The sequence below is a fragment of the Paenibacillus sp. GD4 genome (genome assembly GCF_030846225.1).
Classification (GTDB): Bacteria; Bacillota; Bacilli; order Paenibacillales; family NBRC-103111; genus Paenibacillus_G; species Paenibacillus_G silviterrae.
The window spans coordinates 3,280,956-3,295,895 of the sequence record NZ_JAVCYK010000001.1 but is presented as its reverse complement, the minus strand read 5'-3'; the positions used below and the strand labels follow the sequence as shown (position 1 = coordinate 3,295,895).

The following is a 14,940-nucleotide window of genomic DNA, read 5'->3' as shown; positions in this document are numbered from 1 at the left end:
GCAAATGCAACACGTCCATTATACAATAAATCCGTGAGGCTGGCATATTAACGGATGCTGGAACCGACCGGCACGCTCGCACAGCCTGGGCAAACGCCGTAAACCTCGACCCGATGACTCTTAATCTTGAAGCCCGTCTGCTTGCTTGCCGCCTTCTCCATATCATCCAGCGGGTCATAGGCAAAATCGACCAGCTTGCCGCATTGCTCGCACAATGCATGATAATGATCGGAAAGATCGGCATCGAACCGGCTGGAATGATCTCCGTAGGTCATCTCCCGAACCAATCCTGCCTCAAGGAATACCTTAAGGTTATTATACACGGTGGCTACACTCATGCTGGGGAACCGCGGCGAAAGCGCCTTATAGATTTCATCAGCCGTCGGGTGGGTCATCGTGTCCAGCAAAAAGGCCAAAATGGCATGCCGCTGCGGCGTCATTCGTACACCGTTCGACTTGAGCTTGTCGAGCGCTTCATCCAATCGATTCATCCAGAGTTCACCGCCTTGTCTGCGTCACGTTGAGCTTCACTTTATTGTACGCAGAGGCCGGCGGCTTTGTCAATCAACGGACTTGATGGCAATGGAACCGTTCGTCTCTACCCGGATCTTATATTGGCCGCTTCCGATAGCGCCGCTCACGGTCTTTTCATGAACGGAAAGCGGCAGCTCGCTCTTGACGCTTCCCCCTCCTCCCTCTCCCTTTACTTGATAATCACCCTTGGATGGAAGCTCCAATTCAATCTTGCCGTGGGATGTCTCTACGTCCCAATCACCGCCAACCGTACGGCTTGCGATTTCAACCGATCCGTTTGTCGACTTGGCCTTTAATGCCTTCGGCGCACCATCCACTTCTACGCTTCCATTGTTCGTAGACGCATCAATCGAGCCGGTTACGTCCTTCACGACGACCCTGCCGTTCGTCGTTTTCACCTTGGCATCGCCTTTATGACCTTGCACCTCCACCTTTCCGTTCGTCGATTGAAGAACGGAGGAGGCTCCGGCAGTGTTTTTCGTCATAATGGAGCCGTTCGTCGTTTTCAGCGAGAGATTGCCTTCCAGATCGTTAACGAGCAGCTCTCCATTGGTAGACTGGGCTGTAAACTGCTGCTTAATAGGCAAACGCCCTGCGATGATTTTGCCGTTGGTCAGCTGGAGATCGACATCCACCTTCTGCTTCTCAGGCAGCGTGACGACCATATCCATGCGCGGCTTCTGTCTGCCTACGAAGCTCCCGCTGTATTCCTTGCCAGCTGCCGTCAAGGTAAGCTTATTTCCCGAGCTGGCATGCTCGATACGGGATTCCTCCGCAACACGGGCCGCTTCGACCTCATCATTCAAGTTCACGTAGACGATCAGCTCGACCTGCACCTGATCAACATTGCCTGATTGCATGGTGACAGTACCGTTGGTATTTTCTATCCGTACCTGGTCCACCCCTGCTGCAAGCGGGATGGCAGTCGTCCCCTTCTCGAACCTTTGGCCTTCACCGAAGGCACCGAACGGGTTATCCAGCGTGAAATTTTTAAAAACGGATTCCGATTGGGTCGCGACGAGCACCGCGGCCGAGATGACCACGGCAAAAATAACGCCGCCGAGATCCAGCATCAGCGCCTTCTCGCTTTCCTTGTATTTCATATTATAGAAGAGATACTCTAGGCCCAAGGAGATAAACAACAGCGGCCACCATTCGATTAACAGCGCGGTCAGCTTCGTTCCCGACAGCTTATCCGCGATAACGGCTCCCCCGACTGCGATCAACAGGAGAGCCGCGGTATACCGGCCTGCTCTGTGCATGTTTTGACACTTCCTTTTTTAAAAAAACTAATGTTATCGGCTATTTCTTAGTAGACTCACGGAAAAACATATACACCCCGATCAAAATAAGAACGATGGCGCCGATGGAGGAGCCCAGCAAATCAAAGATGCGGAACATCCAGTCGGGCTTGCTGCTGGTTAAAAACAGAACGATACCTACAAGAATCAGCATGTAGCCGAAGCTCGCCTTGCCATGAATGCGGCGATGACGCTTATGGGACCAGTGATCGTCTTCCGTCAGAAGAGAGTCCGTAGAACCGGTGCCGTAGCCAAGCCCGTTGACCTTGTCTGTCTGCTGCAGGGCATCGAAGATGTTAAAGAAATAAATGACCGGTATAAACAGGGAAAACAGGACGATAAGCGGTATGTTGGTCGCTCCGTTCGTAGCAAAGGCCACAATGGCGAAGATGTTCAGAATGAGCAGCACCATAATGGTCATGCCGCGGTGCATAAGTCCCAAATATAATTGACCCGTGCCGGGAACGAGAAAGGACAGTAATCCTGCAATCCATTTGTTCTTGACCGAGCTGCGGTAGAACGGGTCGAACGATTCCTGCCTCGGGCCGCCCCCCCAGCGCTCCAGCCGCTCTTTAAGAAACAGGTCCTCCTGATCCTCCGTTCGCTTCGGGTCTTGCTGCGGTTGGTCATTCATAGCTGGAAACCTCCATTTCTAGTACGATGATGATTATGTGAGCATTCCGCGGGAAAATATTTCGACGAATTGCGTCAGCTGGGCAACGGTAGCCTCTACACTGCTTTCCAGCTGGCTCGGACTCAGCTGCATCAGCTTGCCGGGAATGCCCGTAAGGATAAGGAAGAAGGTTGCCGCCGTAGCGATCAGTCCGTTCATTAATTCAGGCCGCCACCGTCCCGTCGGACTGGGCGGTAATTCCATAGTGGAGTCCTCCCGTTCCCAAGGCTTGGCATGAATTTGATGCATGATTCTCTCGGTCAGACGGTCCGGCGCTGTAATCAGCGGAAGCTCACTCAGCTCCGCTTCGAGGTCGGCATAGTCGGTGAGGCGCTTGCGGCAGCGCGGACATTGCTTCAAATGGCGCGAGGTCCGCTTGGCCTCGAGCTCGGTGCAGCTTCTATTTAGATATCGTTGCAGCTCTTGATCGTCCGGGTGCATGATGCTCATGCCCGCTCACCTCCAGCCATTTGTCTTTGAGCAAGGTTTTGCCGCGATACAGCCTGGTTTCGATGGTTTTGATCGGCAGGTCGGTCACCTCCGATATTTCCTGATACGATAGCTGCTTGTAATGATACAGATACATGATCAGCTTATACTTCTCAGGCAGCTCGGAGAGCAGCTGCTGCATGGTCCGCTGCTCCTCCCTACGAAGCGTAGCGGCCTCCGGCTCCTCCTTGCGGTCTCCGAACCAGTTCTTCACCTTATCGAGTATCGCTTCATACGGCTTGCGCCGCTGCGCGCGGAGATGATCCGTTACCAGATTGGTCGTCAGCCGGTACAGCCACGTAGTGAATTTGGCTTCACCCCGGTACAGCTCCAAGGAGCGGTACAGCTTAAGAAATACATCCTGAGTTAAATCCTCGGCGGTTTGCGGATGGGGAACCATGCGGAAGATGAGGGTGTAGATATAGTTTTTGTGCCGCTCTACAATGATGCGATAGGCTTCATCCTCGCCCTGACGGATCCGGTTGATGAGCTGCTCATCCGTCATTTGTTCCATCCTGCTTACACCGCCCTTCCTTCTTGATTCGCTGTTACAATTCATTAGACGCAGCTTTGGCGATAACCCCTTCAAATTCTGCAAAAAATAATTTATTCGCAGGTTACGGAGAAAACACCCTCTTGCTGCTTCAGCGCATCAATGGCCGGCGTCAGCTTATTATTCTTCGCCAGCCGAACGGTCAGATGAATCGTCATCCGGCTGGGACCGTCCGTTACCGGCGTTTCTTCTACAGACACTCTGCGAATATCATGGCCTTGTGTGGTCAGCAGGGAGGATACCGCGGTCAGGATGCCGGGCCGGTCCAACGTCTCAAGCGTCAGCTGCCTGGCTTGCTTGGCGCGAAAATATTTTTTCTCGACGTGGTTAAGTCCCCAAAGGCACATGAAAGCGAGCAGACAAGTAACCGCTGCCGCGTAATAGAAGCCGGCGCCGATGGCGAGACCCATGGCGGCAACCACCCATAACGAGGCGGCTGTCGTCAGGCCCGTTATGCTTTTACCGGTGAACATGATGGTTCCCGCTCCAAGAAAACCGATACCGCTGATAACTTGAGCCGCAAGTCTTGCAGGGTCCAGGCGAACGTTATCCAGGTAGGCGAAGGCGGAAAAGCCGTACATCGATAAAAGCATGATTAAGGTAGAGCCGAGACATACCAGAATATGGGTGCGGAAGCCGGCCGCATGGCTGCTCGTCTCCCGTTCAAAGCCGATCAGACCGCCTAATGCTACCGCCATAATAAGGCGCATTGTGATGTGAAGCGTATCAATTGTCCATGGATCCATGATCCTCGCCTCCTTGCAGTGAGTAAGTGTAAACATTGTAACATGATTCCCTTAAGATTCTATGGTTATTTTCAGTAAGATCGCCGCATCCGATACCGGAAAGGGATTGACATTCCGGCCGGTCAAGGTAGACTGGACTTATAATGAAACGTTTCAATTATGTTGATGGGGATGTGTTGGTTTTGAATAAAGAAGTGCTTGCGAGAAGACAAACGGTGCTGCAGCGTGTGGCCGAGCATGCCCTGGAGCTGCCTGTACAAGCCAGCGGCTTTTGGTTCCATGCGGATCTGCGGGATAACTTTTATTTGGCTGTTCATTTGTTTGGCTACTGTGCGGCGGGCGCTCCCGCGTGGAGTGAAGAACGGCGCCAGCGGGGAGAGGCGCTGGCCGTGACGATGCTGGAGAGGGTGATTGCACTGCAGGATCAGGATTCGGCCAGCAGCATGTACGGCCATTGGCCGCTGGGCCTTGGAACGGATCCTGCCGCGGCGAAGCCCCATCCCCTGCCTGTAGAGCTGATGGGCTGTCTGCTGATCTTCTTCTACGAGAAGTACGGTGCGGCGCTGCCCGTGGGCTTAAAGAGCGAGATGAGTATGGCGATCTTACATATGTATCAAAGCAGCGTGTACCGCCACCCGCTGGCGGCGGTGAACCATCATGAAGCGAAGCACACGGCGCTGAAGCTGCTGCTTGGCCATCAGTTTGCCGACGAGGCCCTGATGGAGGAAGGTCTGCGCTGCGCGACAGGGCTCCTTGAACACGTGCGGAAGCACGGGTTTAAGGAGTACGGAGCGCTGCCGTGGCACTGGCACTGGATCCAGGCGTTCACCTGTGTCTGGGAGGTTGTGGAGCAGGCAGCGGCCAGGAATTTGGCGGAGGAGCTGCTCGGCCTGTTGTGGGGGATCCGCGCCGACTACTACCTGAAGGGCTCCTGGGTCGGGGCGCTGTCCCGCAACTGGCCGCACGACGTGCCGAAGGACACGAACACGCTGCACGATTGGATCCAGTTCGGCGACTTCGGGGAGCCGAACGTGTTCCCGCGCGTCGAAGGCGCGGCGCTGTACGGCTACGAAGTGCCGGAGGCGGTGCGTGAGCGCGCGGCTGCGCCAGCCGAGCCCCGCGAGGTGAAGCGCCGCATCGGTTTCGCCGGCTATGGCGGCGAAGCGGAGGCTGTGGCGCACACGTACGCGTACGTGGCGCCGGGGTTTGCCGCAGGCGGCGTGTGGGAGCGCCGCGAGGAATTCGACAACGAGCAGCTGCGCTGGGAGGTGTCGCTGCCCTTGACGTCGGGAGCAGCCGCGCAGGGCGTCAATCGCCTCTACTTCTTCCACCCGGGGAAGAAGTATAAGGCGGGGGACGACCGGCATGCCAGCCCGTACGGGGAGGTGCTGCTGCATAAGGACACGGCGATGCAGCTTTGGGTGCTGCCGGAGGAGGCTGCCGATGCGGCAAACGAGCTCGTCGGCGTACTGCCTAAGGGCGAATGGAGCTTCGACGGAAGCAGCGCTTATGGAAGACTGGGCTCCGAAGTGTTTGCAGCCGTTCATTTGCTTGGTACCCTTCAGGCGGAAGAATTGGGTGACCGCATCCGGCTGACCTCCTCCGTGTTGGAAGGCCGCAACGCAGTTGTCGTAGAGGTATGGAGCGCTGAGGATGCAGCGGCGCTCGGCGCAGCGGATGCGGCAAGCTTCCGGGAAGCAGCCGGTCGTAAAAAGCCGGTGTGGGAGATCAGCGAGCACGGCACGAAGGTACTCTACGAAACCAAACGCGGCGATCGGCTGGAGCTAACGATGAATGGACGTCCCCAAGCGGGAGAGCCCGCTGCGCCAGGCGGCGGCGCGGAGCTGCTCCGAAGCATCAATGGAGCTCCCATTACTTGGGACGATTACCCGATTTCATGACGGGGCGAGGAGCCGCTGTATTTCGCCAACACGGTTAACGTTACGCCGGGAGCCAGCAGAAGCTGCTGCTCCGGCTCGAAGCCGTGCTTCGCATAAAGCTGCATCGCCGGCAGATTTCTCGTGCCTGTAGTGACTTTAAGCTTCATGCCGGGAACAGCCAGACGTTCCATATGCGTTAACAGTGCGTCGGCAATGCCTTGACGGAAGCATTCGGGATGCACCATCATCCGACAGATCAGCAGCTCCTTGGCGGTTTGCTTGCAGGAGGCCGCGCCGGCGATTCTCTCACCGGACCGGTATACAAAGAAGGTCTCCCCGGAATCCTTCAACGTTTGCGGTGAATCCAAGAGCGGCGGGACCTCCTCCAAGCCGATGAGCTCCGCCTCTATCCGATAAGCGGTTTGCTGCAGCAGAAGCACTTCCAGTACTAGCTTCATATCGTTCAAGTCAAACTCTTCAATCACTGAAACCCACCTCCCGTTTTGCAAAAAAGTGGTATATCGTGCAATCGGCCTTCTGCAGCTGATTGAGATATACCACTTTCTTCATTCCATTAACTGTTAAGAACCTCAACAATTAATTTGTTTACTAATCCGGGGTTTGCTTTCCCCTTCGTTTCCTTCATGACTTGTCCGACCAGGAAGCCGATCGCCTTGTCCTTCCCTGCCTTAAAGTCAGCTACGGACTGAGGATTATTCGCTACCACCTGCTCTACCACTGCCTTGATGGCACCTTCATCGCTGATCTGCACGAGTCCTTGCTCCTCGACGATCTGCTGCGGAGCCTTGCCTGTCTCCAGCATCGACTTGAACACGGTCTTTGCGATTTTGCTGCTGATGGTGCCTTTCTCCATGAGACCGATCATTTCCCCAAGCCCTTGGCCAGTGATCTTCACGTCGGAAAGCTCCAGATTGTTTGCATTCAGGTATCCGAGCAGATCGCCCATGATCCAGTTCGCGACAGCCTTCGCGTCCTTCGTATAATTCAAGCTTTCCTCGAAGAAATCGGCTACCTTCATGGAGGACGTAATAACCTCCGCATCATAGCTAGGCAGACCGTATTCACTGACATAGCGGCTCTTCCGCGCATCCGGAAGCTCAGGAATCGAAGCACGCACACGCGCCTTCCAATCCTCGTCAATATGCAGCTTCACAAGATCCGGGTCCGGGAAGTAGCGGTAGTCATGAGCCTGCTCCTTGCTCCGCATCGACAGCGTCTTGCCTTGAGCCTCATCCCAGCGGCGTGTCTCCTGCACGACCTTGCCGCCGCTGTCCAGCACATCGGCTTGACGCCATTCCTCATATTCCAAGCCGCGCTGAACGCCGCGGAACGAGTTCATGTTCTTCAGCTCGGCCTTCGTGCCGAACTCCTGCTGGCCGTAAGGGCGCAGGCTGATGTTGGCGTCGCAGCGAAGCGAGCCCTCCTCCATCTTCACATCGGAAACATCGCAATACAGCATAATGGCTCTCAGCTTCTCCAGATAAGCGCGTGCCTCCTCCGGGGAACGAAGATCCGGCTCGGATACGATCTCAATAAGCGGCGTGCCGCAGCGGTTCAAGTCGACCAAAGAAGCGTAGCCGCCATCCACGTGGGTCAGCTTACCCGCATCTTCCTCAAGATGTACACGGGTAATTCCGATGCGCTTCGTTTCGCCGTTCACTTCAATATCGATCCAGCCGTGCTCTCCGACCGGCTTATCGTATTGCGAGATCTGATAGGCCTTCGGGGAATCCGGATAAAAGTAGTTTTTGCGGTCAAACTTGGTCTCCGCAGCGACCTGACAATTCAAGGCCATAGCCGCCTTCATGGCGTATTCCACAGCTTGCTTGTTCAATACCGGCAGCACGCCGGGATGGCCCAAACAAACCGGGCACGTATGGGTATTCGGCGATGCGCCGAAGGAAGCCTTACATCCGCAGAAAATTTTCGAGTTCGTGTGCAGCTCCACGTGTACTTCCAGTCCGATGACCGTTTCGTATTTTTTATCGGTTGCTTGCATGTCTTAGCTCCTCCTTCCTTCTAAAGCTGGGGCCGCTGCTTATGATGTTCCGTGCTCTGTTCGAAAGCATGTGCTACGCGAAGCACAGTCATTTCATCAAGCGGCTTGCCGATGATCTGCAGCCCGACCGGCATGCCGTCTGCAAAGCCGCAAGGCACGCTGATGGCCGGTACTCCCGCCAAATTCACAGGAATCGTCACGATATCGTTCAAATACATCGTCAGCGGATCGTTCACTTGGGCACCGATCCGGAAGGCCGGCGTCGGAGTTGTCGGGCCGATGACGACGTCATAATTTTCAAACACCTTATCAAAATCCTGCTTAATGAGCGTCCGAACCTTCTGCGCCTTCAAATAGTAAGCGTCATAGTAACCGGAGGAAAGCGCATAGGTTCCCAGCATGATGCGGCGTTTCACTTCCGGTCCGAAGCCTTCGCTGCGGGACTTCAGGTATAGATCAAGCAGATTCTTCGGATTCTCCGCACGGACGCCGTAGCGTACGCCGTCAAAGCGCGCCAGGTTAGACGATGCTTCCGAGGAAGCAAGCAGATAGTAAGTCGCCACGGCATATTCGGAATGCGGAAGCGACACTTCCTCCACGATCGCGCCTTGTCCCTCCAGCACCTTCAATGCCGTCAGCACGGCATCCTTCACCTTCGGATCAATGCCTTCGCCAAGGTATTCCTTCGGCAGCGCTATGCGCAGTCCTTGCACATTGCCTGTCAACGCACTCAGGTAGTCGGGAATCTCCACGTTGAGCGAAGTCGAATCCTGAGGGTCATGTCCGGCAATCGCCTGAAGCAAATACGCCGAGTCCTCTACATTCTTCGTGATCGGACCGATCTGGTCCAAGGAGGACGCAAAGGCCACCAAGCCGAACCGGGATACCAGGCCGTAGGTCGGCTTCAAGCCCACCACGCCGCAGTAAGCTGCAGGCTGGCGAATCGAGCCGCCCGTGTCCGAGCCCAGGGTGAAGAAAACCTCCCCGGCCGCAACCGCCGCTGCCGAACCGCCGCTGGAGCCGCCCGGCACATGCTCAAGATTCCATGGATTATAGGTCGGATGGAAGCTTGAGTTCTCATTGGAGCCGCCCATCGCGAACTCATCCATATTCAGCTTGCCTACAGACACTGCTTGGGCGTCCTTCAGCTTCTTGACCACCGTCGCATCGTAAATCGGATTGTGGTTGCGCAGAAATTGGCTCGCACAGGTCGTCGTAACGCCTTCCGTTACGATGTTGTCCTTAATGCCGATCGGCAGGCCGAACAGCAGACCGCGCGATTGGTCCGTTCCGAGCTGCTTGTCCAGCGCAGCCGCCGTATTTCTCGCATTTTCTTCATCCAGCGCCAAGAATGCCTTCACCTTGCCGTCAACCGCGGCAATTCTCTTATAAACCTCGTCTACCAGATCGGTAACGGTAATTTCCTTGCTATGAAGCTTGTTATGTACTTCCTGCAGTCGTAAATCAAACAGAGACACGAGCCGCGTCCTCCCTTCAGTATACAAACGGTGCCGCAGCACCCTTCACTTTCACTCTAGCGAATCTCCTACTCCAATACGGCCGGTACCTTGAACTGCCCATCCTCTTCATCCGGGGCATTCTTCAAAACCTTCTCAATCGGATAAGACGGACGGGATTCGTCCTCCCGCATGACATTGACAAGCGGCATCGCGTGACTGGTCGGCTCAACACCCTCCGTATCCAGCTTTTCCAGCTGCTCCGCGTACTTGAGAATAGCATTGAGCTGTTCGGTGAACTGCTCCTTCTCCTGCTCGCTCAGCTCCAAACGGGCCAATGCGGCAACATGCTCAACATCCTTGATCGTAATACTCATGCTCTGCACCCCACTGTCTTCAAAAAATCATTCTTTTCATTATAGCTTAGTTGCAAATTGAACTCAATCGCTGGGATGAAAAGTTGTCATCTGGTATAATTGGCCTAGATCCTGGAGCCTAAAAAGGAGGTTTGCCACATGAGCTGTCCGAATTGCAGCAGCATGGCCCCGATTCAGGATGAGGGATGGCTGTTGTTTCAAGCAAATCAACCTGCTGCGCTCGAGAAGCTGCATACGCTTCGCGTGCAGGAACAACTGGAACTCGAACATAAGGACAGCCGGTTTTCTTTGGGCTACCGCACCAAGGACCAGCTTCTGCAGGTGCTTAACGTATTACAGTCAAGGCTCAGTGAGGAGGAACAGGAGTCACTGCTCCTCGATATCCGGGAGCCAGGCAGACCGGAATGGATTCACGGCCACTCGCTCACCTTCCGGCAGTTTAACACCCGGATGCAGCAGAGCAACATCGTGAGCTTAATCCTCGAAGGCCGATTCACCAGCCATATGCAGCCGATCGTCGATATGGCCACACAGCAGGTGGTCGCGTATGAGTTTCTTCTCCGGGCGGCCGAGGGAGGACCCGCGTTTCGTCCCTTCGAGCTGTTCTCTGTCGCTCAGCAAACGGGACTTCATTCCTTTCTCGACCGGTCTGCTCGCATCTCCGCCATACAGGTCAGCGCCTTACATTTGCCGAAGGGTTATAAGCGATTCGTTAATTTTTTGCCATCCTCCATCTATAATCCGAATTATTGCTTGAGCCATACCTTTCAAGCGATCAACCGCTTCTCTCTGGACCCGGGCGATTTCGTCTTTGAAGTCGTGGAAACGGAGAAGATTGAGGATATCGACCATTTGAAAAACATTTTTGCCGTGTATCGTCAGCATGGGATTAAGGTGGCGCTGGACGACGTCGGCTCCGGCTTCTCCACCGTCGATGTGCTGTCCGAGCTCAAGCCGGATTTCGTAAAAATCGACCGCGGCCTGGTGGACCGCTGTGACGAGGATGAGGCGAAGCAGCGGAAAATTACAGAAATTTTACGTACAGCCGATTCTTACGGTGCCGTGGTCTTGGCCGAGGGCATGGAGCGTAAAGAAGAGTGGCAGTTCTGCAAGGATCTTGGCGTCGATCTGGCTCAGGGTTATTTGTTAGGCAAGCCCGCACCGAAGCGGATGGACCCGGAGCAAATAACGATCTAAGAGAAGCGTCCGTACCTTATCAGGTTCGGGCTTTTCTTTCGTTTGGGCGGCGGATAAAGAAAAAAGACCTGAATCCGCGATCAGATCCAAGCCTTCAGGTTGATGGTTTTGATAAAATCCTCTTGCGTTTGAACTTCCTTGTTCGAATCCGCATCGGATGCCTGCTCCTCCTGATCGCCCTTCATGATCCGGTTGAACAGCTCTTCATTTCTCGTGGCCAGCGCAAAATCGATCAAAGCCTCCCGCTCCAAGCGGTCGACCTCCTGCTGAACCAGCACTTCCTCAATCTCTACATCCTCCGCAGGCATATAAAAATGCTTATTCACCTTCGGCACCCGCACGACATAGTCGAACACGTTATCCGCATTTCTGTCATACGCGATGATATATCCATATTCGCCGACCGGCAAATTTTGCTCAAACGTATCGGATATGATGTAAACCTTTTGCCCTAAGCGCAGCATGCAAGTTCCCCCTCTATGCAAACCAAAAGGTAGCTACCGTATAAGGATGAATTCTATTAATTTTATCATTTCTTCACAGGGTAAGCAATGCTAGACTACTTGTCTCTACAAGGTTCGCCCCGCCGGCTTATCCCTCAAAAGCTCTATGAAATCGTTCAGCAGGGATGACATCCATTTCTTCTTATGGGTGATCAGCTGAGTGTAAAAAGGCGGACCCGGCAGCTGAATCGGCAGCGCAATAAGCTTACCCTGTTCGATCTCGCTGTTCACGGCGATTCTGGGCAGCAGTCCTACACCGAGTCCATAGATCAAGCATTGCTTGATAGCTTCAATACTTCCCAGCTCATAGGCGAGCTGATAGGCTACCTGCTGCTCCTTCAGCCCCCGCTCCAGCATGGCTCGGTAGGTGCATCCAAGCTCCGTCACGATGAGGGAATGCCCATCCAGCGCCTGAATTCCTCTGCTCTTACAGCCTTGATGGAGGGGGTGCTCAGGAGAGGCAATGAAGACCAGCGGCTCTTCCCTGATCGCCAGCGTATCCAGCTCCGGGTCCGAGAAGGGCAGATCCAGGACAAGGCCGAAGTCGTATTCCCCTTCTCGTACCGCCTCGATAATATGCGCCTCTCTTCCCTGCTGCAGAATCACATTGACATGAGGATGCGACGAGCGAAATTGCTGCAGCAGCGGCGGGAGAAAGAAGGCGGCCATCGTCTCGATGGTTCCGATCACGATGTTGCCCGACATTTGGCTTGAGACGACCTCTTTCGATTCGTCATACAATCGAAGCATTTGATGAGTATACCGGAGCAGCTCTTCCCCTGCGTGGGTGAGCCGCATTTTGCGGCCGAAGCGTTCAAATAAAGCGGCACCGTATACCTTCTCTATCTTCTGAATTTGCGCCGTTACACTGGATTGGGCATAGCCCAGTTCTTCAGCGGCTTTCGTAAAGCTTCCCCACTTGGCTACCTCCCGGAACGTTTGCAAATAAGTCAAATCCATCGTCTCACCTGATTTCCTTGCATCGTTTTTTTCGATCGATTGCATCGAAATGTATAGCTAACTCCGATGCTTAACCTCATGATACAGTAAAGCTAACAACAGCGGCAACCATATATTTCTATACGGGGGGATATCGGATGTTACCGAATCATTTTGACTTAGAGCAGCGAATGGCGGAGCAGAGGCGCGAGGTGGAGCTCGTGCTGGAGATCAGCTATGAGAACGAAGAGGCAGGGGGTAGGGTTCTATCCGACGAGTCGTTGCAATACCCGATAGGTCGGTTTGTGAAGCCTAAGAGCTGGGACCCGTTGCGGACGGAAGAGGCGGTTCGTTCGTTGGAGGCATTCCCTTCGCTGCTTCGAGGCTTGGTGGATCAAATGGACGACGAGGCTCTTGGCCGGCGGTACCGTCCCGGCGGCTGGACAGCGAGGCAGGTAGTGCATCACTTGGCGGACAGCCACATGAACAGCTTCATCCGAATGAAGCTGGCGCTGACCGAGGAGCGTCCCGTCATTAAGCCGTATGCCGAGGACCGCTGGGCGCTCCTGAGCGATACGAGCACGCTCCCTGTGGCGGGATCGCTGCTGCTGATCGAGCAGCTGCATGCGCGCTGGGTCGTATTGCTTCGTTCGCTGAGTACGGAACAATGGCAGCGGTCGTTCGTGCATCCCGAAAGCGGCGAGATCCGCTTGTACGAAAATGCGGCGATGTATGCTTGGCACGGGCAGCATCATCTGGAGCATATCCGGTTGGCGGCTGGGGCGGGAGGAAAATAACGTGCGCCTATGATGGTGGATATGAAGCAAGCACCGGTTGGCCATCTTTGAGAATACGGGTGCTCGTTATTCCTTTGGGCCTTATCCCCTTCACTCAGTTGCAGCTGCCGCCCGGTATAAGTTGCTCGTCGGCAGCATCCGTACCTGAGCAGAAGGGATAAGTGCCAAAAGGCGCATTCTCCCCTCTTCACGCGGGACCTTAAATTTACAGACGGATGACTCCCTCGCGGGAAATCGTCAGCTTCTCAAAGCCTTCGTCCGTAATGGCGTAGCTGTTTTCTATCCCGACGACACCGAGGCCGGGAAAGGTAAATTTCGGTTCAATGGCAATTACCATTCCGGTCTGAAGAGGGTAGCTGAAGCCCTTCGCGAGGACGGGAAGCTCGTCTACCTCCAAGCCGATGCCATGACCGAGGAACTTGACCTGGTCCGCTCCGAAGCCCATGTAATGATCGCTGAGCCCAGAAGCATGTGCTTGCTGCAGCGAGCTCATATAGAGCTGCTCGCATACCGTTCCGGGCCGCAGCTGCTCCTCCGTGCGTCGGAGGATGGCTTCCGCCGTTTCGTACGCACGCTGTAGGTCATCAGGCAGCGTGCCGATGACAACGGTTCGGGTCTGGTCGATGACATAACCGTCGATACAGCAGCCGATATCGATCAGAATCGGCTCATGCTCGCGGATCTGCCGGCGGCTGACGCTCTGCGGTGCAGCCGGACTTAGACCTAAGCCGCCTGCCGGACCGTCAAAATACGTAGGGACGGCTGCCGCCTCCCCCGCTCCGACCATCCCGGTAATAACCTCCTGGTTATATCCGCGCATACGCATCACTCCGGCATGGCCTTGGCGCCGCATATCGTACTCGATGCGGGCGATGAGCTCAAGCTCCGTCATACCGGGGTGCAGCTGGGCAAGAGCTGCCTCGAAGGCCTCATCGGTAATCCGCGCAGCCTCGCGGATCCGGGAAAGCTCATAGGCCGACTTGATCATGCGCGTTTCGCGAATCCAGGAGGAGCCGTCCTTCCATTCTACATGAGGAAGAATTCCCTGAAGCCGGTTATAGAGCTGCACAGGCATCACGTCGAACTCCAGCGCTACGGACAGCGGCTTCAAGGGCAGCAGCTCCGCAATACGCTTCCCCAAATCACGGAAGGAGCCCATCGGTTCTACAGGAACCGCCGCCTCCTCGCGGGCACGGATAAAGCTGCGGCGTACAAACATTCGAGGCATGCCCTCAGACGGGATGACCAAATATCCCGTTTGCATGGTGCCTGTGAAATAATACAAATCGACGTTCTGCGTGACGATACAGCCGGAAACTCCTTCCTGCTGCAATCGCTTCTGCAGACGGCCAATTCGGCCGAGCAATTCATCTTGTGAAAGCTGGTTGTTAGTCAACATGAACGGGCACCCTCCGAAGACAAGTAGGTAATGTTATTACAATACTTGCTGTCGGACGATTTTGCAAAGGGGCAT

At 54.9% G+C, this 14,940-nt stretch carries 16 protein-coding genes; 3 read left to right on the top strand and 13 right to left on the bottom strand.

Annotation, left to right across the window (positions count from 1 at the left end):
• Positions 1-47: 47 nt before the first annotated feature.
• From RAC89_RS15845 to RAC89_RS15820, 6 genes are all read right to left on the bottom strand, one after another.
• Entirely contained in the window at positions 48-491 is a 444-nt protein-coding gene (locus RAC89_RS15845; RefSeq protein ID WP_306614615.1) for a Fur family transcriptional regulator, read from the bottom strand.
• A gap of 69 nt (positions 492-560) precedes the next feature.
• Complete coding sequence (locus tag RAC89_RS15840; protein WP_306614614.1) at positions 561-1,796, bottom strand: DUF4097 family beta strand repeat-containing protein; 1,236 nt, start codon at positions 1,794-1,796, stop codon at positions 561-563.
• Positions 1,797-1,836: 40 nt separating this feature from the next.
• Entirely contained in the window at positions 1,837-2,469 is a 633-nt protein-coding gene (locus tag RAC89_RS15835) for a hypothetical protein (protein ID WP_306614613.1), read from the bottom strand.
• Between the two features lie 33 nt (positions 2,470-2,502).
• On the bottom strand, positions 2,503-2,958 hold the full coding sequence (locus RAC89_RS15830) for an anti-sigma factor (RefSeq protein ID WP_306614611.1): 456 nt from the start codon (positions 2,956-2,958) through the stop codon (positions 2,503-2,505).
• Complete coding sequence (locus RAC89_RS15825) at positions 2,909-3,511, bottom strand: RNA polymerase sigma factor (RefSeq protein WP_284644276.1); 603 nt, start codon at positions 3,509-3,511, stop codon at positions 2,909-2,911. The genes RAC89_RS15830 and RAC89_RS15825 overlap by 50 nt, the downstream gene beginning before the upstream one ends.
• 92 nt (positions 3,512-3,603) lie before the next feature.
• Positions 3,604-4,299, bottom strand: coding sequence for an MgtC/SapB family protein (locus RAC89_RS15820; RefSeq protein WP_373430024.1), 696 nt, complete (start codon positions 4,297-4,299; stop codon positions 3,604-3,606).
• Between the two features lie 179 nt (positions 4,300-4,478).
• On the opposite strand from RAC89_RS15820, the gene RAC89_RS15815 reads away from it, so the two are divergent.
• Positions 4,479-6,197 carry a hypothetical protein gene (locus tag RAC89_RS15815; protein ID WP_306614607.1) on the top strand — a complete coding sequence of 573 codons (1,719 nt, stop codon included), beginning with the start codon at positions 4,479-4,481 and terminating at the stop codon, positions 6,195-6,197.
• On the opposite strand, the gene RAC89_RS15810 is transcribed toward RAC89_RS15815, so the two are convergent.
• The 4 genes from RAC89_RS15810 to gatC form a co-directional block, all read right to left on the bottom strand.
• Complete coding sequence (locus tag RAC89_RS15810; protein WP_306614606.1) at positions 6,182-6,661, bottom strand: GNAT family N-acetyltransferase; 480 nt, start codon at positions 6,659-6,661, stop codon at positions 6,182-6,184. The genes RAC89_RS15815 and RAC89_RS15810 overlap by 16 nt on opposite strands.
• Before the next feature lie 89 nt (positions 6,662-6,750).
• Positions 6,751-8,196 carry an Asp-tRNA(Asn)/Glu-tRNA(Gln) amidotransferase subunit GatB gene (gatB, locus tag RAC89_RS15805; RefSeq protein WP_306614605.1) on the bottom strand — a complete coding sequence of 482 codons (1,446 nt, stop codon included), beginning with the start codon at positions 8,194-8,196 and terminating at the stop codon, positions 6,751-6,753.
• 20 nt (positions 8,197-8,216) lie between these two features.
• A complete protein-coding gene (gene gatA / locus RAC89_RS15800) occupies positions 8,217-9,674 on the bottom strand; it encodes an Asp-tRNA(Asn)/Glu-tRNA(Gln) amidotransferase subunit GatA (protein ID WP_306614604.1) in 1,458 nt (485 codons plus the stop codon).
• A gap of 68 nt (positions 9,675-9,742) precedes the next feature.
• Positions 9,743-10,030, bottom strand: a complete 288-nt coding sequence (gene gatC, locus RAC89_RS15795; RefSeq protein ID WP_284644266.1) for an Asp-tRNA(Asn)/Glu-tRNA(Gln) amidotransferase subunit GatC — start codon at positions 10,028-10,030, stop codon at positions 9,743-9,745.
• Positions 10,031-10,168: 138 nt separating this feature from the next.
• Here gatC and RAC89_RS15790 point away from each other — a divergent pair, with 138 nt between their 5' ends.
• Positions 10,169-11,227 carry an EAL domain-containing protein gene (locus RAC89_RS15790; protein ID WP_306614602.1) on the top strand — a complete coding sequence of 353 codons (1,059 nt, stop codon included), beginning with the start codon at positions 10,169-10,171 and terminating at the stop codon, positions 11,225-11,227.
• An 80-nt stretch (positions 11,228-11,307) separates the two neighbouring features.
• On the opposite strand, the gene RAC89_RS15785 is transcribed toward RAC89_RS15790, so the two are convergent.
• Positions 11,308-11,691 (bottom strand): ATPase, encoded by a 384-nt coding sequence (locus RAC89_RS15785; RefSeq protein ID WP_284644262.1) that lies wholly within the window; start codon positions 11,689-11,691, stop codon positions 11,308-11,310.
• A gap of 105 nt (positions 11,692-11,796) precedes the next feature.
• Entirely contained in the window at positions 11,797-12,690 is an 894-nt protein-coding gene (locus RAC89_RS15780) for a LysR family transcriptional regulator (protein WP_373430023.1), read from the bottom strand.
• Positions 12,691-12,827: 137 nt separating this feature from the next.
• Between RAC89_RS15780 and RAC89_RS15775 the strand changes: the two genes are divergently transcribed.
• The gene (locus RAC89_RS15775; RefSeq protein WP_306614600.1) at positions 12,828-13,466 is read left to right on the top strand and encodes a YfiT family bacillithiol transferase; all 639 of its coding nucleotides are present in this window, start codon (positions 12,828-12,830) and stop codon (positions 13,464-13,466) included.
• A gap of 205 nt (positions 13,467-13,671) precedes the next feature.
• On the opposite strand, the gene RAC89_RS15770 is transcribed toward RAC89_RS15775, so the two are convergent.
• A complete protein-coding gene (locus RAC89_RS15770) occupies positions 13,672-14,865 on the bottom strand; it encodes a M24 family metallopeptidase (RefSeq protein WP_306614599.1) in 1,194 nt (397 codons plus the stop codon).
• Positions 14,866-14,940 lie beyond the last annotated feature (75 nt).